Origin of the sequence: Streptomyces aureoversilis (assembly GCF_042657885.1) — a bacterium.
GTDB classification, from domain to species: Bacteria; Actinomycetota; Actinomycetes; order Streptomycetales; family Streptomycetaceae; genus Streptomyces; species Streptomyces aureoversilis.
The window spans coordinates 17,233-37,006 of record NZ_JBHSKJ010000035.1 but is presented as its reverse complement, the minus strand read 5'-3'; the positions used below and the strand labels follow the sequence as shown (position 1 = coordinate 37,006).

General features: G+C 61.4%; 16 protein-coding genes and 11 pseudogenes. 16 read left to right on the top strand and 11 right to left on the bottom strand.

Annotated features, from left to right (window positions below):
• Window positions 1–549: 549 nt before the first annotated feature.
• The 3 genes from ACFPP6_RS35375 to ACFPP6_RS35365 form a co-directional block, all read right to left on the bottom strand.
• Window positions 550–777, bottom strand: a complete 228-nt coding sequence (locus ACFPP6_RS35375) for an integrase core domain-containing protein (protein ID WP_382050956.1) — start codon at window positions 775–777, stop codon at window positions 550–552.
• A 68-nt stretch (window positions 778–845) separates the two neighbouring features.
• Entirely contained in the window at window positions 846–1,292 is a 447-nt protein-coding gene (locus ACFPP6_RS35370) for an IS3 family transposase (RefSeq protein WP_382050950.1), read from the bottom strand.
• Between the two features lie 120 nt (window positions 1,293–1,412).
• Window positions 1,413–1,718, bottom strand: coding sequence for a transposase (locus ACFPP6_RS35365; RefSeq protein ID WP_382050948.1), 306 nt, complete (start codon window positions 1,716–1,718; stop codon window positions 1,413–1,415).
• 76 nt (window positions 1,719–1,794) lie between these two features.
• On the opposite strand from ACFPP6_RS35365, the pseudogene ACFPP6_RS36585 reads away from it, so the two are divergent.
• Together ACFPP6_RS36585 and ACFPP6_RS35360 are read left to right on the top strand one after the other, a co-directional pair.
• Window positions 1,795–1,943 (top strand): annotated as a pseudogene (locus ACFPP6_RS36585) (IS256 family transposase); the annotation flags it as partial.
• Between the two features lie 420 nt (window positions 1,944–2,363).
• The gene (locus tag ACFPP6_RS35360; protein WP_382050946.1) at window positions 2,364–2,978 is read left to right on the top strand and encodes a hypothetical protein; all 615 of its coding nucleotides are present in this window, start codon (window positions 2,364–2,366) and stop codon (window positions 2,976–2,978) included.
• A gap of 306 nt (window positions 2,979–3,284) precedes the next feature.
• Here the strand turns inward: ACFPP6_RS35360 and ACFPP6_RS36580 are convergent.
• Window positions 3,285–3,746 (bottom strand): annotated as a pseudogene (locus tag ACFPP6_RS36580) (transposase); the annotation flags it as partial.
• Window positions 3,747–3,867: 121 nt separating this feature from the next.
• Between ACFPP6_RS36580 and ACFPP6_RS35355 the strand changes: the two are divergent.
• The 3 genes and pseudogenes from ACFPP6_RS35355 (at window position 3,868) to ACFPP6_RS35345 (ending at window position 5,984) form a co-directional block, all read left to right on the top strand.
• Window positions 3,868–4,230 carry a transposase gene (locus ACFPP6_RS35355; RefSeq protein WP_382050944.1) on the top strand — a complete coding sequence of 121 codons (363 nt, stop codon included), beginning with the start codon at window positions 3,868–3,870 and terminating at the stop codon, window positions 4,228–4,230.
• 212 nt (window positions 4,231–4,442) lie between these two features.
• Window positions 4,443–5,253 (top strand): annotated as a pseudogene (locus ACFPP6_RS35350) (IS5 family transposase).
• 113 nt (window positions 5,254–5,366) lie between these two features.
• On the top strand, window positions 5,367–5,984 hold the full coding sequence (locus ACFPP6_RS35345) for a hypothetical protein (RefSeq protein ID WP_382050942.1): 618 nt from the start codon (window positions 5,367–5,369) through the stop codon (window positions 5,982–5,984).
• Between the two features lie 204 nt (window positions 5,985–6,188).
• Here the strand turns inward: ACFPP6_RS35345 and ACFPP6_RS35340 are convergent.
• Window positions 6,189–6,317: pseudogene (locus ACFPP6_RS35340) on the bottom strand (IS5/IS1182 family transposase); the annotation flags it as partial.
• A 32-nt stretch (window positions 6,318–6,349) separates the two neighbouring features.
• Between ACFPP6_RS35340 and ACFPP6_RS35335 the strand changes: the two are divergent.
• The 5 genes and pseudogenes from ACFPP6_RS35335 to ACFPP6_RS36680 form a co-directional block, all read left to right on the top strand.
• Window positions 6,350–7,540, top strand: a pseudogene (locus tag ACFPP6_RS35335) (IS3 family transposase); the annotation flags it as partial.
• Window positions 7,541–8,036: 496 nt separating this feature from the next.
• Window positions 8,037–8,381, top strand: a complete 345-nt coding sequence (locus tag ACFPP6_RS35330) for a hypothetical protein (protein WP_382050940.1) — start codon at window positions 8,037–8,039, stop codon at window positions 8,379–8,381.
• 442 nt (window positions 8,382–8,823) lie between these two features.
• Window positions 8,824–9,165 (top strand): transposase, encoded by a 342-nt coding sequence (locus ACFPP6_RS35325; RefSeq protein ID WP_382050938.1) that lies wholly within the window; start codon window positions 8,824–8,826, stop codon window positions 9,163–9,165.
• Between the two features lie 34 nt (window positions 9,166–9,199).
• Window positions 9,200–9,637, top strand: coding sequence for a hypothetical protein (locus ACFPP6_RS35320; RefSeq protein WP_382050937.1), 438 nt, complete (start codon window positions 9,200–9,202; stop codon window positions 9,635–9,637).
• Between the two features lie 179 nt (window positions 9,638–9,816).
• A pseudogene (locus ACFPP6_RS36680) lies at window positions 9,817–9,951 on the top strand (transposase); the annotation flags it as partial.
• On the opposite strand, the gene ACFPP6_RS36570 reads toward ACFPP6_RS36680, so the two are convergent.
• The 3 genes and pseudogenes from ACFPP6_RS36570 to ACFPP6_RS35305 form a co-directional block, all read right to left on the bottom strand.
• Complete coding sequence (locus ACFPP6_RS36570; protein WP_417802632.1) at window positions 9,896–10,657, bottom strand: helix-turn-helix domain-containing protein; 762 nt, start codon at window positions 10,655–10,657, stop codon at window positions 9,896–9,898. The pseudogene ACFPP6_RS36680 and the gene ACFPP6_RS36570 sit on opposite strands and share 56 nt — an antisense overlap.
• Window positions 10,658–10,854: 197 nt before the next feature.
• Window positions 10,855–11,313, bottom strand: a pseudogene (locus ACFPP6_RS35310) (ISAzo13 family transposase).
• 40 nt (window positions 11,314–11,353) lie between these two features.
• Window positions 11,354–11,794 (bottom strand): ISAzo13-like element transposase-related protein, encoded by a 441-nt coding sequence (locus tag ACFPP6_RS35305; protein WP_382050933.1) that lies wholly within the window; start codon window positions 11,792–11,794, stop codon window positions 11,354–11,356.
• Between ACFPP6_RS35305 and ACFPP6_RS35300 the strand changes: the two genes are divergently transcribed.
• Complete coding sequence (locus tag ACFPP6_RS35300) at window positions 11,775–12,092, top strand: hypothetical protein (protein WP_382050931.1); 318 nt, start codon at window positions 11,775–11,777, stop codon at window positions 12,090–12,092. The genes ACFPP6_RS35305 and ACFPP6_RS35300 overlap by 20 nt on opposite strands.
• Window positions 12,093–12,095: 3 nt before the next feature.
• Window positions 12,096–12,485, top strand: a pseudogene (locus tag ACFPP6_RS35295) (transposase); the annotation flags it as partial.
• Between the two features lie 122 nt (window positions 12,486–12,607).
• Here ACFPP6_RS35295 and ACFPP6_RS35290 read toward each other — a convergent pair.
• Window positions 12,608–13,363 carry an SAM-dependent methyltransferase gene (locus ACFPP6_RS35290; protein ID WP_382050929.1) on the bottom strand — a complete coding sequence of 252 codons (756 nt, stop codon included), beginning with the start codon at window positions 13,361–13,363 and terminating at the stop codon, window positions 12,608–12,610.
• A 479-nt stretch (window positions 13,364–13,842) separates the two neighbouring features.
• Here ACFPP6_RS35290 and ACFPP6_RS35285 point away from each other — a divergent pair, with 479 nt between their 5' ends.
• Window positions 13,843–14,220, top strand: a complete 378-nt coding sequence (locus tag ACFPP6_RS35285; RefSeq protein WP_382050927.1) for a hypothetical protein — start codon at window positions 13,843–13,845, stop codon at window positions 14,218–14,220.
• 179 nt (window positions 14,221–14,399) lie between these two features.
• Window positions 14,400–15,593 carry a hypothetical protein gene (locus ACFPP6_RS35280; protein ID WP_382050925.1) on the top strand — a complete coding sequence of 398 codons (1,194 nt, stop codon included), beginning with the start codon at window positions 14,400–14,402 and terminating at the stop codon, window positions 15,591–15,593.
• A 182-nt stretch (window positions 15,594–15,775) separates the two neighbouring features.
• On the opposite strand, the pseudogene ACFPP6_RS35275 reads toward ACFPP6_RS35280, so the two are convergent.
• Window positions 15,776–16,951, bottom strand: a pseudogene (locus ACFPP6_RS35275) (IS110 family RNA-guided transposase).
• Window positions 16,952–17,076: 125 nt separating this feature from the next.
• On the opposite strand from ACFPP6_RS35275, the pseudogene ACFPP6_RS35270 reads away from it, so the two are divergent.
• Both ACFPP6_RS35270 and ACFPP6_RS35265 read left to right on the top strand, forming a co-directional pair.
• Window positions 17,077–17,719, top strand: a pseudogene (locus ACFPP6_RS35270) (transposase family protein); the annotation flags it as partial.
• A gap of 316 nt (window positions 17,720–18,035) precedes the next feature.
• Complete coding sequence (locus ACFPP6_RS35265) at window positions 18,036–18,611, top strand: hypothetical protein (RefSeq protein WP_382050923.1); 576 nt, start codon at window positions 18,036–18,038, stop codon at window positions 18,609–18,611.
• Between the two features lie 379 nt (window positions 18,612–18,990).
• On the opposite strand, the pseudogene ACFPP6_RS35260 reads toward ACFPP6_RS35265, so the two are convergent.
• Window positions 18,991–19,741, bottom strand: a pseudogene (locus ACFPP6_RS35260) (transposase).
• Window positions 19,742–19,774: the final 33 nt, after the last annotated feature.

Sequence of the window (19,774 nt, the reverse complement as noted above, 5' to 3'; positions counted from 1 at the left end):
CTGAGGACACTGCGGGGTCTGAGGACACTGCGGGGTCTGAGGACACTGCGGGGTCTGAGGACACTGCGGGGTCTGAGGACACTGCGGGGTCTGAGGACACTGCGGGGTCTGAGGACACTGCGGGGTCCGGGGACACTGCGGGGTCCGGGGATTGTATGTGTGGTTGAGTGAACCTCTTTCATCGATCAGAGGTAGTTCTCTACTCCTTCGACGTAGAGGATGAAAAACGTTCAGTGAATTTTGTTCATCTTGTTTCAGGAGGGTGAAAGGGCTGGTCAGTAAGGGGATGATGTGGCGATGCGAGGTTCCTGGTTGTTGCGCTGGTGTTTTCTATGCATTGCGCTTCGTTCGGGGAGCCTCGCTTGGTTCTGTATCTTTTCATGCTCGATGTCCTGTATGAGCTCGTCGAGTCGGCTTGTGGTTGGTCCATGCCCGCCGAGGTGAACTCAACTCGCGCTGGCGAAGGTTCGGCTGTTTCCAACAGGCCCTGCTGGTGGCTGGCACACGTGCGGAAGAATGAGACGTTCGCGCAGGTCGCGGTTGTGTTGGTCAGGCTGCGTGGTTGGCTTTGTATTCGGCGAGGCAGCGGTAGCCGAGGCTGCTGTGCAGACGACGTGAGTTGTACCAGCCCTCGATGAAATCGAAGACCGCCGTTCGGGCGAGGGCCCGGTTGGGCCAGGGCTGTGTTCCAAGCAGTTTCCCTTTGACGGTGGCGCAGAACAACTCGTCGAGGGCGTTGTTCCAGCACTGACCGGTCCGACCGACCGAGAGCCGTATACCGAACTACGCACTCAGAGCGGCGAATTCGGCGTTGTTGTACTGGCATCCCCGGTCTGAGTGAAAGATCACCGAGCCCGCGGGGCGCTGCTGTCGACAGGTGGCCTTGAGGGCGTCGGCGACCAGTTCGGTCCGCAGGTGATCAGCCGTGGCCCAGCCGATGACCGGCGGGTGCCGATGTCGATGACCGTGGCCAGGCAGGGCCAGCCTTCGCTGGTGGGGATGTAGGCGATATCGCCGCACCAGCGGGCGCCGGGGGCGCCCGGTCCGGGGGCGAAGTCGCGGCCGATGAGGTCAGGGCGGACGCCTGCCCAGGCATCCGGGACAGTGGTCCGGTGCCGATGCCGGTGATGCCTGCCCTGCAGGTCGGCTGCTCTTATCAGCCGGGCGGCACGGCGCCGGCCGCCCCGGACGTCCTCACGCCGCAGAACAGCATGGACGCGTGGGGCACCGTGAGTCCCGCGTGAGTGGCGGTGGACTTCGTTGACCTTCTCGGTCAGCTCCGCGTTCCGCACTGCGGGGGTGGCCGGGGGTGCCCATGCGGCGGGTGTAGAAGGCGGTACGGGAGACTTTCAGCAGTTCACACGCCCGTTTGACGTTGTGACCTTTCTCTGCCTCGATGAACGGGTGCACCGTCACCGGGTCTCCGTCGCGAAGAAAGCCGTGGCCCGCTTGAGGACCGCCACGTCCTCGCGCAGCCGGCGGTTCTCCCGCCGCAACGCGGCCAGCTTGGCCCGCTCGCTGCTGGCAAGGCACTCTCGCTTGCCCGCGTCGGTCTCGGCCTGGGCGACCCACAAACGCACCGTGGTCTCGGTCAGGTCGAAGTCCTTGGCTACCTGACCGACCGATCGGTCACCACGCTTGAACTCGACGATCTCGGCTTGAACTCCGGCGTGAACGAGAGGCGAGGACGCGGCTTCTTCTTGGGGCATGCTCTCCATGATGGACATCTTTCCGGGGCAGAATCCATGATCTCGGATGTCCGTCAAACCGAATCAAGCCCATTTGCAGGGCTGTGCCCGCGGACACTTCCCGTCCGAGGCCACCTCGCTGAAGTGCGTCTACCTAGCGGGACCGGCCGGAAACACTGAACTAGCCGCTGGGAGCGGGCCCTGCAGGCCTTCGATATCACCTTCGACGACCGCCTCACCAACAGCCACATCTGACCCGACATAACAAATTAGTTACACCGAAAACTTCACAGACCCGTTCATTAATTCACCGTTAATGCCCTGCTGTCACTCCACCCGCCAGCCGTACAAATGGAAAAGGCTCCAGGTGGCCGAAGAGTTTCAGCTCAACGCCAGGAAAGAGTTCTCATTACCCAGCTCACATATTCATAGTTCCAGTTTCGCGATCGGGTCTGGCCGTGTGCTTCGCGTGCCTAGGGGAAGCGTTTCCTGGACCTTCCCCCTTCCTCATCGCACCCAGGGACGGGCGATTCCGGAGCAGATGGAAAGTGTGCGTCAATTCCGCTGGACTGTCTCTGGTGCCTAGGGCTGCCTTAACGGATTCAGCCCGCAGCTCGAGCGAATTCTCCACATGTCAACCCTAAAGGCTCTACAGGAATACGGAGTTGTTGTATCATGAGTCCACTCGAGACAAGTATTTTACTTCGCCGCTCGATCGTTCCAATTGTTTCTGCCGCGGTATTCGCTTGTGCTTTTCAGTCCTTCCCGGAAGCCTCTGCGGATGACTTTCATGGGCGAGTGACCTCTCGGGTCGGGCATGTACGGCCAGTAGAAGATGACAAGGCGATTATTAAGACAAAGGAGATGCTTAAGAAATATGAGGTAGAGGCGCAAGGGCTAGTCGGAGCGACTCAAAAAGCCGTTGAGGATAAGATTCAAAAGGCGAAAGAGGCGAAAAAGGAGAAGGATAGGGCGAGTATTGAAGCTGATATTGCGCGAGATATGGAGAAACTTACAGCGCAACTAGCTGCACTTTCAAGTACCATTAAAGGCGGTGTCACGAGCCTCGTGCAGGAATTCCCGGCAGCTGAAGGTAAAATCCGTGCACTACTCAGGGGTTCATCCGATGCGCTGGCTGGGGTTGTCGGTGTAGTCCATGGCTGGGTTAAGGGCTTTATTAAATGGGTCAAGGAGGGATGGGCGAAAGTCAAGGCTTACTTTGGTCAGGTCAAGACGTTGTGGAGTAACATCAAGGATAAGATTAAGGCTGGGTTTTCATCGTCAAAGTAATTTCGGTCATCTGTTCAAGCCTTGGAACTGCCGTGAATGAGCCTTTTTCGTCCTAGTGTATGAAGGGTGCAACGTCTGGTGAAATGGGTTTAGTTCCGTGGCAGAGCCTCTCGTCGTTGGTGTGGTGTTTTCGCTTAACACGCGGTCGGCCGGGGGCTCTGTTGTTCAGTATCCTTCCATACTCGACGTCCCACGAGCTCGTTGAGCGCGTCGCGTGGCTGGCCCATGCCCGTCGGCGTGAGCTGAACTCTCCCTTTTCCGAGGGGGTCTGTGAAGTTTTCGGTGTAACTAATTTGTTATGTCGGGTCAGATGTGGCTGTTGGTGAGGCGGTCGTCGAAGGTGATATCGAAGGCCTGCAGGGCCCGCTCCCAGCGGCTAGTCCAGTGTTTCCGGCCGTTCCCGGTCGGGTCCGGACTCATAATCGCGAGGTAGACGCATTTCAGCGAAGGCGGCCCCGGACAGGAAGCGTCACGGGCACGGACGGCCCGGCGAATGCGTGCGCTGACCGACTCGATCGCGTTGGTGGTACAGACGATGCGGCGGATCTCGCTGTCAAACTGCAGGAACGGGACGAACTCAGCCCAGGCGTTCTACCAGAGTCGGCACGATCGCGGGGTATTTCGCTCTCCATTTTTTGGAGACCTCGAGGAAGCAACTGGTAGCAGCGTCCCTGGTCGGGGCAGTGTGGACCGGCTTGAGCGCTTGGCGATCTTGTCCCAGTCCTGGCGGGCTGCGTAACGGAACGACGCCCGCAGCAGCTGGACCACTCTTCGACCCGACTTCCCCGACCACGCCCAGCCCCTTCAGGCCATCGCAGACTCTTGAGGCGGGCGATGCCCCATTCGACTCGGTATCGCAGTCTCACGTGAGTGAGGCTGATTTTTTGGAGTGGACATCCAGACAATGGATCTTGATGGTCCGGGGAGGGATGTTCAGGTGGGGTGCAAGTCTCCTTATCCGGAGGAGATTTGGAAGGATGCTGTTGCGCTTTGCCGCGCGGTGGCCGGTAAGCGTACGTGCGCGGTGGCGGCTGCGGATCTCGGCATCACTGTGGAGTCACTGTGGACGTGGGTCCGTAAGGGCGAGGCCTGGGTGGAGCCCGGGGGCCGCGATGTCGGTGTGAGCGTGGTGGGGGAGCTGGCCCGGCTGTGGGCGGAGAACGCCAGGCTGCTGAAGGCGGAAGAGGAGTGGCAGCTGGAGCGCGAGATCTTTCGCGGGGCAGCCGCCTATTTCGCTCGGGAGGTGAAGTGAAGACCCGTTGCTGGGACTTCATCTCCGACAAGCGCGCCGAAGTGGCGATTTAGCCCACCTTGTCTCACCTGTTAGCCCACCTTGTCTCACCTGTAAATTTTCATCCCGGTCGATGAGCCTGTCAAGGTGTCAACTTAGAGCTCGTAACAGGATCTTTTTGAGTGTTGCTGGTCAGCCGTGATGTGTGTGCTGTTCCGGCTGTTGGTGGGGGCGTGTGCAAGCGGCCGTGGATCGTGGACGACGAACTGTGGGCAGTGATCGAGCCGTTGCTGCTGTCGCGGGCCCGGGCGGGGTCCGGGCCCGCGGCCGGTGTCCGACCGGCTGTGTCTGCAGGGCATCTTGTATGTGCTCTACCAGGACATCCGCTGGCAGTTCCTACCCCTGGCGCTGGGATTCGGCTCGGGTCAGACGCGCTGGCGCCGGCTGGGCCGGTGGCACGAGGCGGGTGTCTTCGAGCACCTGCACCGGGTTCTACTCGCGAAGCTGCATGCCACGGATGAGCTCGACTGGTCCCGGGCCTGCGTTGATGCTTCCCACATCCGCGGGAAAAAGGGGGGAGCCGGGACCGGTCCGTCGTTGGTCGACTGCCGGAAAGCGGGCAGTAAGCACCATCTGATCTGCGACGGAAGGGGCACTCCGTTGAAGGTCGTCACCACCGCGGCCAACGTCAACGACATCACCCAGACCCTGAACCTGGTCGACGGCATCCGGCCCATGGCAGGCAGGCTCGGGCACCTGCGCAAGCGCCCGGAGGATCTCGTTGGCGACAAGGGCTACGACAGCCATCCGAACCGGCGTGAGCTGCGGAAGCGAGGCATCCTGCCCGTCATCTCCTGCAAGGGGTCACCTGACCTCTACGGCTTGGGCAAGCTCCGCTACGTCGTCGACAGACCTTCGCTCTGTTGCATCAGTTCAGACGCCTCGCCGTCCGCTGGGAACGACGCCTCCGACCTCCACGACGCCCTTGTGTCCCTCGCCTGCAGACTCATCTGCTGGCGACGCCTCAACAAGCACAAATCATGATCCCGTTACGAGCTCTCAACCTCTAAAACGACCTTTTGGTTTCGTATTTTCTCGCCATTCACGGCTGCTTATTTAATCCTTAAAGCTCGACAAGAATACGGAGCTGTTGCATCATGATTCTATTCGGGTCAAATGCCCTATTTCGCCGCTCGGTCGTTTCAATTGTTTCCGCTGCAGTATTCGTTTGTACTTTTCAATCTTTCCCGAAAGCCTTTGCGGGGGACGCTCACGGCCGAGTAACCTCTCGGGTTGGGCGGGTGCGGCTATTAGATGAAACGCCGCCGCAAGTGGCAATTGAGGTGACTGATAAGTATGAATCGGATGCGAAAGGCCTAGTCGATAAAGCTAAAGATGATATTAATATCATTCAAAAGAGCACTAAGAAGGAGAAGGGTGATGATGCGCTACTTGAAAAGCGGATTCAAGCGCGGCTACAGAATCTCACGGCTGCTCTAAATACCCTTAAAGAAGACGCCCTTGGGCTCTTGAAGAGGACTATGAAAAAACTCGGAGAAATCTCGCCAGAGGCTCAAAAAGTAGGCCTTAACCTACTCGAAAAGGCGGCCGATGCGGCGGCTAAAGCTATCTTCGAGGTAAGGGCCAAGGTTAAGGATCTTGTTGGACTTATCAAGAAAGGATGGGAAAAGGCAACGGCGTTTTTTAACACAATGAAGAGTGTTGCGAAGACGGCAATTGAGAAAGTCAAGAAAATGTTTTTCCGAAAAAGTTAATTTATGTCAGATGCTGTCTGCTGCAGCGCTTTGACTGAACTCTTTTAACCTCCCCGGAGAGGTAAATGGGCTGGTCATAGTAGGTAATGAGGCGAGGCTCCCAGTCGTTTCACTGGGATTCGATACACAGCGCGCTTCGTTCGAGGAGCCTTGCTGGGTTCCGTATCTTTCCACGCTCGATGGCCCTATGAGCTCGTAACGCGATCATGGTTTGTGCTTGTTGAGGCGTCGCCAGAAGATGAGTCTGCAGGCGAGGGACACAAGGGCGTCGTGGAGGTCGAGGCGTCGTTCCCATCGGATGGCGAGGCGTTTGAACTGGTGGAGGAGGGCGATGAGGCTGATCCTTTGGAGTGGACATCCAGACAATGGATCTTGATGGTCCGGGGAGGGATGTTCAGGTGGGATGCAAGTATCCTTATCTGGAGGAGTTCCGGAAGGATGCTGTCGCGCTTTATCGCGCCGTGGTCGGCGAGCGCACGTACGCGGCGGTGGCTGCGGATCTCGGCATCACCGTGGAGTCACTGCGGACGTGGGTCCGTAAGGACGAGGCCTGGGCGGAGCCCGGGGGCCGCGATGTCGGTGTGAGCGTGGTGGAGGAGCTGGCCCGGCTGTGGGCGGAGAACGCCAGGCTGCTGAAGGCGGAAGAGGAGTGGCAGCTGGAGCGCGAGATCTTTCGCGGGGCAGCCGCCTATTTCGCTCGGGAGGTGAAGTGAAGACCCGTTGCTGGGGCTTCATCTCCGACAACCGCGCCGACTTCGGTGTGAAGCGGGTCTGCCGTGTGCTAGGGGTGTCCCGCGCCGGCTGCTATCGGCACTTGGCCACCGCTCAGGCCCGTGCCGGATGCCGGGCCGAGGAGAAACGGACCGTGGCCGAGATCCATGAGATCCACGCCGAACACGGTGGTGCTATGGTGCCCCGCGCGTCCATGCCGCACTCCGTGCCCGCGGGCACGGGACCAACCACAAGCGCGTCACGCGGCTGATGCGGGTCAACCACGTCGGCCGGCGCTGCGGAAGAAGAAACGGATGACGATCGCGGACAGGGCCGCGCCGTCCGCGCTGGACCTGGTGATGCGCGACTTCACCGCGAACGCCTTGAACACCAGGTGGTTGCGGCGACATCACTTACATAGCCGCCGGCGCGACGTGGCTTTATCTCGCCACGGTGATCGACATCTGTTCGCAGTGTGTGGTGAGCTGGTCGATCGCTGACCGCATGCGCACCTCGCTGGTCACCGACGCGATCGAGAGGGCCGTGGCTGCCCGCGGCGGCCAGGTGGACAGCGTCGTCTTCCACACGGACAGGGGCGCCCAATACAGCGCGGCTGCCTTCGCCGAGGTCTGCCGCCGGCACGGCATCCGCCGCAGCATGGGCTGGGTCGGCTCGAGCTACGACAATGCCCTCGCCGAGTTGTTCTTTCAGGGCCTCAAGCGTGAGTGGCTCCACAGACACCGCTGGACCTCGAAAGTACAGCTCCGACTCGAGCTGTTCCGCTGACTGGCCTATTACAACCCGCGCTGCCGTCACCCGCGCTCGGCTACCTCACACCAGTCGAAACCGGGCACGGGCGGGCCGGTTCTGGTGGCCCGAGCCGTGGTCCGTCTGGCGCTGCTGCTCGGTGTCGTGGTCAGCCGGACGACCGTTCTTCGTCTGGTGATGGCCTTGCCGGACCCAGCCTGGGGCGCCTCCGCGCGTGCTCGGCATCAACGAGGTCGCCACCAGGAAGGGCCGCCGATACGGGACCATCCTGGTCGACTGCGAGACTCACCAGCCGCTTGACCTGCTGCCCGACCGCGACGTGAACAGCGTCGCCGCGTGGCTGCGCGAGCACCCCGGCATCGAGATCATCTGCCGCGGCTACCTCGAAAGCGCATCGCCGAGGGCTGCACGAACGCATCCCGCCTCCACCACGAGCTCCAAGAACGCGGAGCACGCTGCAGTTACAGCACCCTGCGCGACTACGTCCGGCCGCTACGTCCCGACCGTCGCGCTGCCGGGAGCCCACCGCCGATCGCGAGGCCGCCCTCACCTCGCGAGGCTGCCGACTGGATCATGCACCACCCCGGCCACCTGCGTCAGGACGACGAGCAGCAGCTCAAGAACCTGTTGGTCCGCTCACCTGGGCTCACGGCCGCCGTAGGCCACGTCTGCACCTGCGCGACCAACCGCGAAGGAGACCGGCTGCGGCACTGGATCGCCGACGTCTGCACGGACGAGCAGTGCGGCCTGGCCGGATTCGCTGCCGGACTGATCCCCGACCTCGACGTCGTCGTCTACGGCATCAGCACCGACTGGCCCTCCGTGCCCGTCGAGGGCCGCGTCAACGACCTCAAAGCCTCAAGCACAGCATGTTCGGTCGAGCGAAACCGCCGCTGCTGTGCAAGCGGCTCCGCCTGATCGCAGCCAGCCGCCAGCCCTAACCTCCGGCGGCTCGGGTCTGACGGTCCAGGAAAGCGATCAATCACCTTTCTGAATGTAGAAGCCGCTCTCGCTGCTCGGGGGGAGAGAGGCCACAGCATCGACCAGGACTCGCTTCCGTGGGATGTGCACCAGTTGTTGGAGTAGACCCTGCGACAGGAACACCAGGCGAGTCCGATGCAGCGTTGAGGACTCGGGCGGATGGAAGCGGTGCTGGTATGAGCGGACAGGCGTCCCGCAGGCGGCGCAGACTCGTCGATCTCCGTCGGGAATCGTGTCCCAGGTCGCGGCCTTTCGCCAGTGCTGCCACCCGGCTGGTCCTCTTCAAGTCGTCATGCCGAGCATTCTCCCTCACAGCGATTCGCCCAACCACAGCCAGCCGAGCAGGATTCCGGCCGACCATAGACCGTAGTTGCTCAGCATGTCCTTCACGGAATGCGTGCCTGAACCCGTTTCAGGCGACGCCCACAGTGACCGGCTGTGTCTGCAGGGCCTCCTGTACGTGCTCTACCAGGACATCAGCTGGCAGCTCCTGCCATTGGAGCTGGCGTTCGGCTCGGGTCAGACGTGCGGGCGCTGGCTGGGCTGGTGGCACGAGGCGGGTGTCTTCGAGCACCTGCACCGGATTCTGCTCGCAAAGCTGCATGCCGCGGATGAGCTCGACTGGTCCCGGGCCTGTGTAGACGCCTCCTACATCCGCGCGAGAAAAAGGGGGAGCCGGGACCGGCCCGTCGCCGGTCGACCGCCGGAAGACGGGCAGTAAGCACCATCTGATCTGCGACGGAAGGGGCACTCCGTTGAAGGTCGTCACCACCGCGGCCAACGTCAACGACATCACCCAGACCCTGAACATGTCGATGACATCCATCCCGTCGCCGACAGGCCCGGACGCCCGCGCAAGCGCCCGGACGCTCTCCTTGGCGACAAAGACTACGACAGCCGTCCGAACCGGCGTGAGCTGCGGACGAGGCATCCTCCCCGTCATCTCCCGCAAAGGCTCACCTGACCTCCACGGCCTGGGCAAGCTCCGCTACGTCGCCGAGCAGACCGTCGCCCTCCTCCACCAGTTCAAACACCTCGCCGTCCGCTGGGAACGACACCTCCGACCTCTACGACGCCCTCGCCTCCCTCGCCTGCAGCCTCATCTGCTGGCGACCCCTCAACGAGCACCAACCATGATCCTGTTACGAGCTCTTATCTTGATAGCTGATCTGGCACGCGTGAGCTCAGGCTGATTGTCCTTAATCTGTCGCTGCGATTATCTACGTAGACGCGTTGTGGGTGAAGATCTGCCCCGGGTCTGTGGCCTCCCGGCTGGTCTACCTGGCCGTCGGGGTGGACTGGACGGCTGCAAGGACACCCTCGGCCTGTGGGTCGGCGACGAGGGCGAAGGCGCCCCGCCTGGATGACCGTGCTGTCAGAGCTCCGTAACCGCGGGGCCGAGGACGTCTGCATCGTCGCCTGCGACGGCCTGAAAGGCCTGCCTGAAGCGGTCACCGCGACCTGGCCCAAGGCCACGGTACAAACGTGTGTGATTCATCGAAGCCGTCAAGAAACAACCTGGTGGTTATCGGCGCCGACCGAGGTGAGCAGGTCGGCTGCGGTGGGGTGGCGGTGGTCGGCGGGAGTGATGTCGATGTGGCGGGCGTCGAGGATCGGCAGGACATCACGGATCGCGTTCCACAGCGTGCTTCGGCAGACGCCGAACAGCTGGGCGAGAGAGTCAAGGCCGCAGACACGGCGGCGGTAGAGGATTGTGGCGAGGATTCGGTCGTCATCGGTGATCTTCTGCCGGAAGACGCCGCCGCGGGTGCCCGGGCGCCGGCTGCCACCGCGCTGGCCGGTGGCAGCGCTCTTCGATCGCGGCGGCAGGGCACGATCAGCTCTTCGAGCAGGGCGTGCAATGCCTCGCGGGACATGCCGGTCAGAGTCGGATCCGCGAGGGCCTGGCGGGTCAGTGTCGCGGGAGCGTGCTCGGCCGGGCCGCTGCCGGTGGCCCAGGCGCGGAGATCCTCGGCGCGGGTGAAGTAGCGCACGACGGTGGGTGTGATGCTGATTTTCCGGTCGTCCAGCAGCTTCCGGGTGGCCTTGATGCCGTGGTCGATGGTGACGGGGTTCACCCCGAGCAGGTCGCCCATGACCTTCTGCGGGCATACCTGTCGCAGGTAGACGACGGTGAGCAGGACTTCGTCCCCGTCTGACAGCAGTGACCGGCTGCGGCCGGTGGTGGCGACGCGTCGTCCTTTGCGGAGCACGTAGCGGTGTTGTTCGGCCGCTGCCGCCTGGGCCGGGGCCGACGGGCCAACTGGGCTCGTGGTGCGTCCAGTTCGCTTGTGCTCATGCCGGTCAGGCAGGGGTCGGCGAGCATCTTGAGGGCTTGTGCGCGGGCCTTTGCCCGTTCGTCGGCGTGCGGTGCGGGGGCGGCGGTGCCGGTCGGGGCGATGCTGTAGTTTTACCGGCTGTGGTCGGCATGCGCGGTGATCGGCAGGGCCTGCACCTGCTCGCGGCTGACCGAGAAGCGGGTCGGGTGGGAGCCCTCGTCGAGAGCAGCATCCACGCGCAGGCCGGTGCGGGTCGTGGTCGCAGTGATTGTTTTGAGTACGACCTCGTGGCTGGTCAGGGGGCGTCCGCGCCAGTTCATAGTGATGTGGGAGAACAGCCGGTGCTCGATTTTGTTCCATTTTGATGTACCTGGCGGAGTGGCAGACCGTCACTGTCAGGCCGACGTCGGGGCGAACGCGGCCAGCTCGGCCTTCCAGAGCCGGTAGCGGTAGCTGTTGGAGCCTCCGGCGTCCGCGGTGATCAGCAGCCGGGATGCCGCGGGGTAGTCGTACCGGCCGCGCGCCTGCCACCAGCACCGGATCGAAGCCGCCGCGAACGTGGCGGTGTTGTGGTCGGTGCCGACGTTCACCCAGCCGTGTTCGCCGTCATGTCGTAGATCCCGTACGGGATCACGGACTCCACGTGCGGGCCGCGAAGAAGCTGTGGTCCTCGACCTCGACGGGCTGTCCGGTCGGCCGCCATTCCTGCCCGGGCATCGGCAGTTGTCCCAGTTGTTCCTTCTTTTTCGCGTCCACGCCAATCACAGGCTCGCCCGCGGCCTGGTGTTCCTTGACCTGCTCGTTGATATAGCGGAACTGCGCGTCCCGGTCAGGATGCTGATCGCCTTCCAGGGCCTTGGCGGTGCCCTGCAGGCTGAACCCGTGCTCTTTGAGCAGGCGGCCCACCGTGGGCGCGGTCACGCGATGCCCCTGCCGGACGAGCTCCGAGGCCAGGTGCCGCAGCGACTTCGTCGTCCAGCGCAGCGGCGACATCGGATCACCGCGCTCGTCCGGTTCAACCAGCGCCATCAGTGCCGGAACCAGCTGAGGCTTGACCGCGTCGGCCCGCATCCGCCCGCCACCAGGGCGCCGGATTACGTCCCTCGGGCAGCGGATCGACCCCGGCTTCGAGTTCGAACACGCCCTTGCGGACGGTCGTCTCGCTGACCTCGGCTATCCGAGCAATCAGTCCGACGCCTCCATGCCCGAGCAGCCGGGCCTCGGTCGCCAGCGCCAGACGCCGTTGACGCTTGTTCAGATGCGGGAGCAGAACGTCGAGCCGTCGCGCCAACCGGGTGCGGACCTCGTCGGATATGCGCATACCAAATTCAACGAGATCATCTCCGTGAAGCAACGTGTTGTTTCTTGACGGCTTCATCTGATCCGCGCGTCGCTGCGGTTCGCCTCCAAGCAGCATCACGCACGGCTGGTCACCGAGCTGAAAGTGATCTACATGGCGCCGACTGAGCAGGCCCTGACTGAATTCGCCGTCGGCGAGCTGGGCGAGAAGTACCCCGCGATCGTTCGGACCTGGCAGGCCGCCTGGAGAGAGTTCACGCCCTACTTGGCCTTTTCGCCAGAGATAAGAAAGGTCGTCTACTCGACGAACCTGATCGAGTCGATCAACGCACGGCTGCGGAAAGCCACCCGCAACTGCGGGAACTTCCCCTCCGAACACGCCGCGTTGAAGGTGTTCTACCTAGCCGTCCGCAAGCTGATCACCCCTAAAGTGCGTGATATCAACCACGTCGCACCACACTGAAAGAGGGCGCTGAACCAGTTCTCACTCTTCGAGGTTCAGCTCAACACCACATGATATCGAGGGCTTACACAAAGTCCTGGACACGCCACGAAAATCTTGGAAGAGCTATCTTTCGGACATGCTCAGACGTCGTGCCCGGTGTCCTGGGAGGCGCTTCGGGTGGCGAGATAGAACTGGCTGTTGGCGAGTTGTCCAGGACGCCGGTATGCGGTAAGGAGTGAGGCTGCGCGGTGGGTAGTGAGGTTCCACCCCTGAGAGTGGAGCCATTCACCCGTTGTGGCCCCTAGTCCGCCGCGCCTGAGAGTGCCTCGTGAGCTTGGGTATGCGCTTCCGCAGTCGAGGGCGAGCTGGCTGCCGGGGGCTGAAAGAGTGCTGACGGTTTCGAGCAGGTGTCTGGCTTGTATGGCGTCTAGGTACATCAGGAGACCTTCAATGAGCCAGACGGACGGCATGCCTTCATTGAATCCAGCCTGTATCAGCTGTGCTGGCCAGTTCCCCGTCAAGAGATCAGAAGGAACTACCGTGCGCAGACACTTGGGCTCTGCTTTCTGGCTGGCTAGGACGTCTTCCTTGAAAGCTAGCAGCTGAGGCAGGTCGAGCTCGTACAAGCGGACCTCATCTGTCCAGCGCAGGCGGAAAGCGCGGGAATCGAGGCCCGCTGCCAATAGTACAACCTGACCTGGTCCGGCAGCACAAGCATCACCCAGGAAGTCGTCAAAGAATCGAGTGCGCACCGCTACATACAGTGCTATCCGTGCCGAGAGCGGGCAGTGGTCATGAGGAGGGGAAAGTCCGGCCGAGCGGGTAAAGACTGCCGCCCAGGGGTCGTCGAAGAGTCGATCCGGCCGCTGACGCTCCTGCTCCCGGAACTGGGCCATGCGAAACGCTGTACCAGTGACCCCTGTAAAGGGCGGAGGAACTGTCACTTTAATACTCACCTCAAGAAGATGAGCCCAGTATGGCTGGATGGTGCACCCCCTGACAAGCCTTCCCATGGATCTGAGATATTGAAGATCCACCTGAAGTGCACTGGCCATCGATGTGTTTGTATGGAATTCCTGACCCAGGAGCCCTACTCATTGGGGCGTTTTCCCTTGAGCAACAAGGCGGCCCTGCCCGGTAGGCTGATGTTTGCGAAGACGTCAGATCTTTACCAGAACAGGGACGTTGAGCTGGAACGTTACGACGGGACGGAGAACAACTGGCGGAGTTGGTTGCCCATGTTGATGCGGGGCTCCGGGCAGGCCCAGTGGGGCTCGTCCGGAGCGGATGCGAGTGCTGGTTCTGTACCGGTCGGTGGTGCTGTTCCTGCTGCGGCAGAATCCCGGTCCAGGCCGTGGCCGCGGAGCTATCCGGGGTGAGCCAGGCCACCATCTCCCGCCGCTGGAGAAGACTGCTGCCGGTGGTGGGGAAGAACCTGGCCGGGCACGTTCCCGACCTGGCGGAGGTCTCGGTCGGCTGTGCCGTGTTGGTCGAACGGACCCTGATGACCACGGGGGACTGGGCGAACGAGGGCACCGCGCTGTTCTCCGGGGAGCACCGGGACACCGGCTTCAGCCTGCAGATCGCCGCCACCCTCGGCGGGGGCCTGCTCACAGTCCCGGCACCCGTGCCCAGCAGCCGGCACGACGCCCGCGCCTGGCGGATCTCCGCCTTCCCGGAGCTCTTTGCCACCCGGGACACGGGGTGCCCTTATGGGTTTGGTCAAGCCGGGATGGCTGGTCGTGGTTCGTAGAAGGTAGCCGTCTGTGAGCATGGTGAAGAGGACGTTGATGCGTTGTCGGACGAGGCAAAGGATGGCTGCACTCCCGCCGCCTGCTCGACTACGCGATGGACTCTTGCCACGATGCCGGACTCGTCGTCGTAGCCCTGTCGATGGCCTATTCCACTTCGAAGCAGGGGAAAGGATTTGGCTTGCGCGAAAAATTCAAGGGCATGTCTGCCGCAGTCTGCATTGGGATTCTGCTGGCTTTATTGGCGCTTACTGGAACAAGCGGCAGTGCCGTCGTATCTGCAGTAAATTCGGTAAACCCTTCACTGACAAGCGTCGACTCGGCGGGGAGAATTTCAGGGAGCACCATTCATTTCTTTAATAACACGAGGCAGAATGTCTACGTGTTTGTCTCCCTTAAGCCTGAATGGCTGCTTCATGACGCCCTCGCCAATGCTGCATTATCTATCCTGGGCCTGAAAAATATCCCGAAAGCCTACCTTTCATTTTCGGGGCTCAAGAAGAGTCTTACATCGCTTAATCAGCTTCGCAAACTATATGGCACCCAGAAGGCGAGCGGAGAGGTCGCTAAAGCTGTCGAAGAAGCGGCAGTTCGCGAATTTGGCTACAAACTTTTTGATGGATTCAAGAAAATCTCAACGAAGGTTTCGCCAGGCGAGGCGGTGCCGGTTTTCAGGAGCAGCCTATGGAATCTTTTTAGCGTAGAAGGGCTCAAGGATCTGCAAAACGCAAAGATTAGAACTCTGCTTGTTGTGGCCGAGGATAGGAAGAAATCGGCTGAATTTTCAACCGGTGCCGACGATTCTTGGGTTTCGAATGAGCAAGGAATATATCTGGCCAAGCGTGGCACATTGCAAGAGATTGACTCGAGTAACTACGATATGGCTCTGCAGAGCAAAGCCGGGCCTCAATGCCTGAGGCATGGCCCTCCGTCCTATATTAGGACTCTACAAGGGGTTGTTGCAGGTGTTTGCTCCAGTGAAAAAGAGCAGAGTTGGAGTGCTCCCAACGGGTTGGCTGGCCCCTTTAAGGCTGCCCCCAAACGTGATCAGTGTCTCACCGCTGGCGAAGTGAGGAAGTCGCGAAAGGGGGTGATTTTTGGAAAGGTTTGGCTTGAGTCTTGCAAGAAGGATAACGAGGCGCAAAAAAAGGGTGGCCAGTGGTGGGGGCTTTTGTCCGATGGTCGCATGATGAATATCGGGCTGGGTGAGGGATCCGGCTGCCTCTATCTAGGTGGCCACACCGGTAAAAAGGGAAAGGTATTCTACGCCATTTATGTCAAGAAATGCTCAGGTTACCCACCTTTCCTCTGGCGGCTGGACAAATTCAATCCGTGGCCGTATGACTGGGAAACGGGATCTCCTTTTGGGGAGTGATTGTTGAATCTTTTCGTTCCTCTCTTTGGGGTGGAAGTGCTGGAAGGCTGTTCGTGGACCTGTTATCCTTGATCGGCAGGACGGTCGATAGTCTGAGGTCTGCGAGAACGTCAGATCTTCACCGGAGCAGGGCCGTTGACCTGGAAGCCGTTATCAAGTTGACTGATTCCTAATGTCATCTGTCAAGCTGCGAGAGCGGCGAGTGGCGTGGGTTCGTAGCATCGTCCGTCGCGTAGAAGGGCCCAGAGGACGTTGACGCGGCGGCGGGCGAGAGCGAGCACGGCTTGGAGGTGTCCCTTGCCCTCAGCTCGTTTGCGTTCGTAGAACCGGCGGGATTCCTCGTAGTGTCGGATGCTGAACAATGTCGAAGTGTAGAAGGCTCGTTGGGGTCGTCGATTGTATTGCTTGGGGCGCGGTAGGTTGCCGCTGATCTTGCCGGAGTCGCGGGGCACTGGTGCGACACCCCCCGAAGCCTGTGAGGCGGTCGGCGGTGTCGAAGCCGGTCATGTCGCCATCTGTGGCGGACAGGAATTTCATCGCCCAGGATGGGGCCCATGCCCGGCAAGCTGGTGATCACCTCGAAGGTTGAGCGCTGGCGAAAACGGGCCTCGATTCGCTTGTCGATCTCAGAAATCTGCCGGTTGAGGGACATCACCACCTTGGCCAGCGTGTGCACCAGCCGCCGGGCAGACTCGTACGCTGGCGCTCGGCGGCCTGGACGGTGGTCTCAGCCAGCTGGCCGGCCTGGACCACTTGCCGGTTGCGGAGCCAGGTCTCCAGCTGCTTGCGCCCGATCCGGCGGACGGCTGCAGGAGTCTGGTAGCCGGTCAGCAGGACCAGGGGACCGGTGTTGGTCAGGTCGAGTGCCCGCTCCAGGCCCGGAAAGACGCCGGTCAGCTGGGCGCGAAGGCGATTGATAGTGCATGTGCGGTCGGCGACCAGGTCGAAGCGGCGACCGGTGCGGATCTTGAGGTTGGTGACAGTCTCGTTACCTGGGTGTAAGAGGTGCAGAGCGCGGCGGACGCGGACCTGATCCGCGATGACGGTGGCATCCTTGGCGTCGGTCTTGCCCTCGCCGCGTAGCTCTCGGAGGCGCGGTTGATGGCCCGGCCAGAGATGTAGTGCGTCGCCTGGCCGTGGTCGAGGAGAATCGCGATGGCCAGAGCGGCTCCGCCATCAGCCAGATCGATACCCCACGTCACCTCGTCACCCAGGGCCAGGACGTCGGCGAGGAGTTCGAGGAGCTCCGGCTCGTCGCTGGTGACGCGTCGCGACAGCAGCTGCTAGCCGCTTTCGTTGATTGCGACGCAGTGGTGGTGGGTCTTGCCTGCGTCGATGCCGGCCCAGATCGCGGCCATGTGATGCCTCCGTGCTATGTGCCGCTGGCTCTTCTCACGGACGACCTCGCTGTCAGCTCCCTACTGAACGTTTTCATCCTGGTCCTGGGAGTGTGAAACGCGCAGGTCAGGAGATCAGCTCGCCATGGCGGGAGCTTGGCTGTTTCAAGCAGGCCCTGCTGGTGCTGGCCCATCTGCGGAAGAACGAGACGTTCGCGCAGGTGGCAGGAGGTTTCGGGATCTCCACCACAACGGCCTGGCGGTACGTCGACGAAACCCTCGACGCCCTGGCCTCCTGGGCACCGGGTCTCCATGAGGCTCTGGCGGGTCTGGGTGAGGGCGACTTCGTCATTGTTGACGGGACTCTCGTCCCCACCGACCGCATCAAGGCGGACGAGCCGTACGACAGCCAGAAGCACAAGCGGCACGGGAGGAACGTGCAAGTCATCACCCGTCCGGACGGCACCCCGCTGTGGTTCTCCCGCGCACTGCCCAGCCGCACCCACGACCTCACCGCGGCCCGCGCCCACGGCATCATCTAGACCTGCCTCACCCGGCAAATCCTCGCCCCGGCCAACCCCCTACCAAGGCTGTGCCACCGTCCGCACCCCCTACGACGGACACCACGAACTCCCCGACCACTACCAGCGGTACAACCACATCCACACAAGACCGCGAGCCCCCAGCGAACACACCTTCACCCGACTCAAAACCTGGCGCATCCTCCGCCGAACCCGATACTCCACCAACCGGATCGGAACCATCGTCGCTACCGTCCACACCCCCTAACCAGCGACTATTCAGGACAAAAAAGGTTCAGTGAACCTCTTTCATCCTGAGGTTCCAGGGGTGATGAAGGACAGTGTCGTAGCAGGTCAGAGGTAGTTCTCTACTCCTTCGACGCAGAGGATGAAAGAGGCTCAGTGTCCAGGTGCTCAGAACCACGGAGGAACCTCGCAGTTTGGCAAGGACGGGTGTTTCGCACACCTCAGGGCCGGATAATCTTGCTAAAAAGAAATATGGGTAACTAATCGCCCCATTCCCCCGAAATCCACTTCGCCTACTGCGCTCGGTGGATTAACCCCTGAAGCAATGAGAGGCTAATATGAAATGGGGTAAGAGTAGGAAGCGGCGCCGGTTTATTATCGCCGGACTTCTCGTTCCGGCGGTAATGTTGACCACGGCCGCGCTGGCACCCCCGCCCATTCCGCGGTGGACGCCTCCACGGGATACCTCAAGTTACATTGCAAATAACGCTATCCTGATGCGGTTGCACTTCGGGAATGCGGTATCGGCCAAGGGTTCCTGGAATATCGTAACCGACGAATCTGGAGTAGTTCGAGCAGGAAAAGAGCTGGGTGAAAATGTTGAGTATTGGTCCAAGAGTAAAGAGTCTGCGCTCATTTTCGAAAAAGAAAAAGGGGGGCGCCTCGTTCTTCGCGACATGAGAATTAAAGGATACGACCAAGTGTGGTGGAAGTCGCCCAATGCTAAGCCAGGGAGCAGGGCGACCTTCGGATCGGACGGTAAACTTGCAATCAGGGATGGATCAAAGAATCCGAGGGTGGTGTGGGTGTCGCCGAACAAAGGCGATAAGAGCTCCACGCTCGTCATTGAGGACAGAAACCTTGTCATCAAGAATAAGAAAGGGGAAGTTGTTTGGCGGGCCAACCGAGAATAACTCTGCCTTTGGGTCTGCGCCTGCGCCCTGTCATTGGCGCTTGCGATGCAAGGCGTGGGCAGCGCGGTTGCTTCCACGGCACCCTCCCGACTGCCAACAAAATGTGGCGGAGGAGAGATCCAAATTCTTCGTGGATTGTTCAAAATTCCAGAGTGCTCCAGCACTGGACGGGGGCCTGGTTAAGGGGAGGAGTAACTACTGTACCGATAATCCGAGCTTCCATCCGTTCCTGCTGGGCAGTAAAAAAATCCCGGAGAAGGAAGGCAAGCCGCGGATTTGTAACGCCAGGGTCTCCGTCGGCTGACTGAGATTTTTGGATCTTCAGAGTGAACCTTCTTCGCCCTCCTGGAACAGGATGAAAGAGGTTCAGTAAGGATCTTCAGTGTTGCCGCTCCAGGGTGAGAACGGCCTGGAGTGTTGACGTGAGTTGGTTGGGGCTGCAGCGTGCTTTGTGGAAGATGCGCCAGCACTTGAGGCGGGCGAAGGCCCGCTCGACCGGCATCCGGAGTCGTGCGTGTACGCGGTTGACGGCTTCCTGTTTGGGAGTGAGGTCGCGTCCGCAGTGCCGTTTGAAGGGGGTGCAGAAGGTTCCACCGGCCCCTTCGTACGCTTTGTCCGCGAGGGCAGGGATCTTCATGCGTTCACAGATGGTGATGATGTGGTGGGTGCGGGCGGCGGTGATGTCCACGTTTCTGCCCGGCAGTGCGGGTGAGAGCCAGAGGAGTTCGCCGGCGGGTCCGGTGACGGCCTGGATGTTGACGCCGTGGCGCCTGGCCTTGCCGGAGTAGTCCGCTTCCCGGTCACCGACGCGGGTCGCACTCGGCGATCGTGCCGTCGACGAGCACGTACTCCGGCTTTGCGTTCCGCAGTGCGCGGGTAAGGGAAGGGGCCCGGCCGGCGAGGAGTGTGGTCACGCTGCGTATGTAGGCGTGGGCGGTGCTCTCGCTGATCCGGAAGCCCGCGGCGAGCTTGGCGAGGGTGATGTGCTCGCGCAGATACACCAGGGCCACGACCGCGCGCTGGGACGGCCGCAGCTTGCACCTACGGTCACCCTCACGGGTGACGATCAGCATGGTCACCCACTCCACAAGGGCATGCGGGAGATCGAGTGCGCAAGGATAGGTGACCAACAGGGCTCCTTGGCCGGGTGGATGAGACGTCAG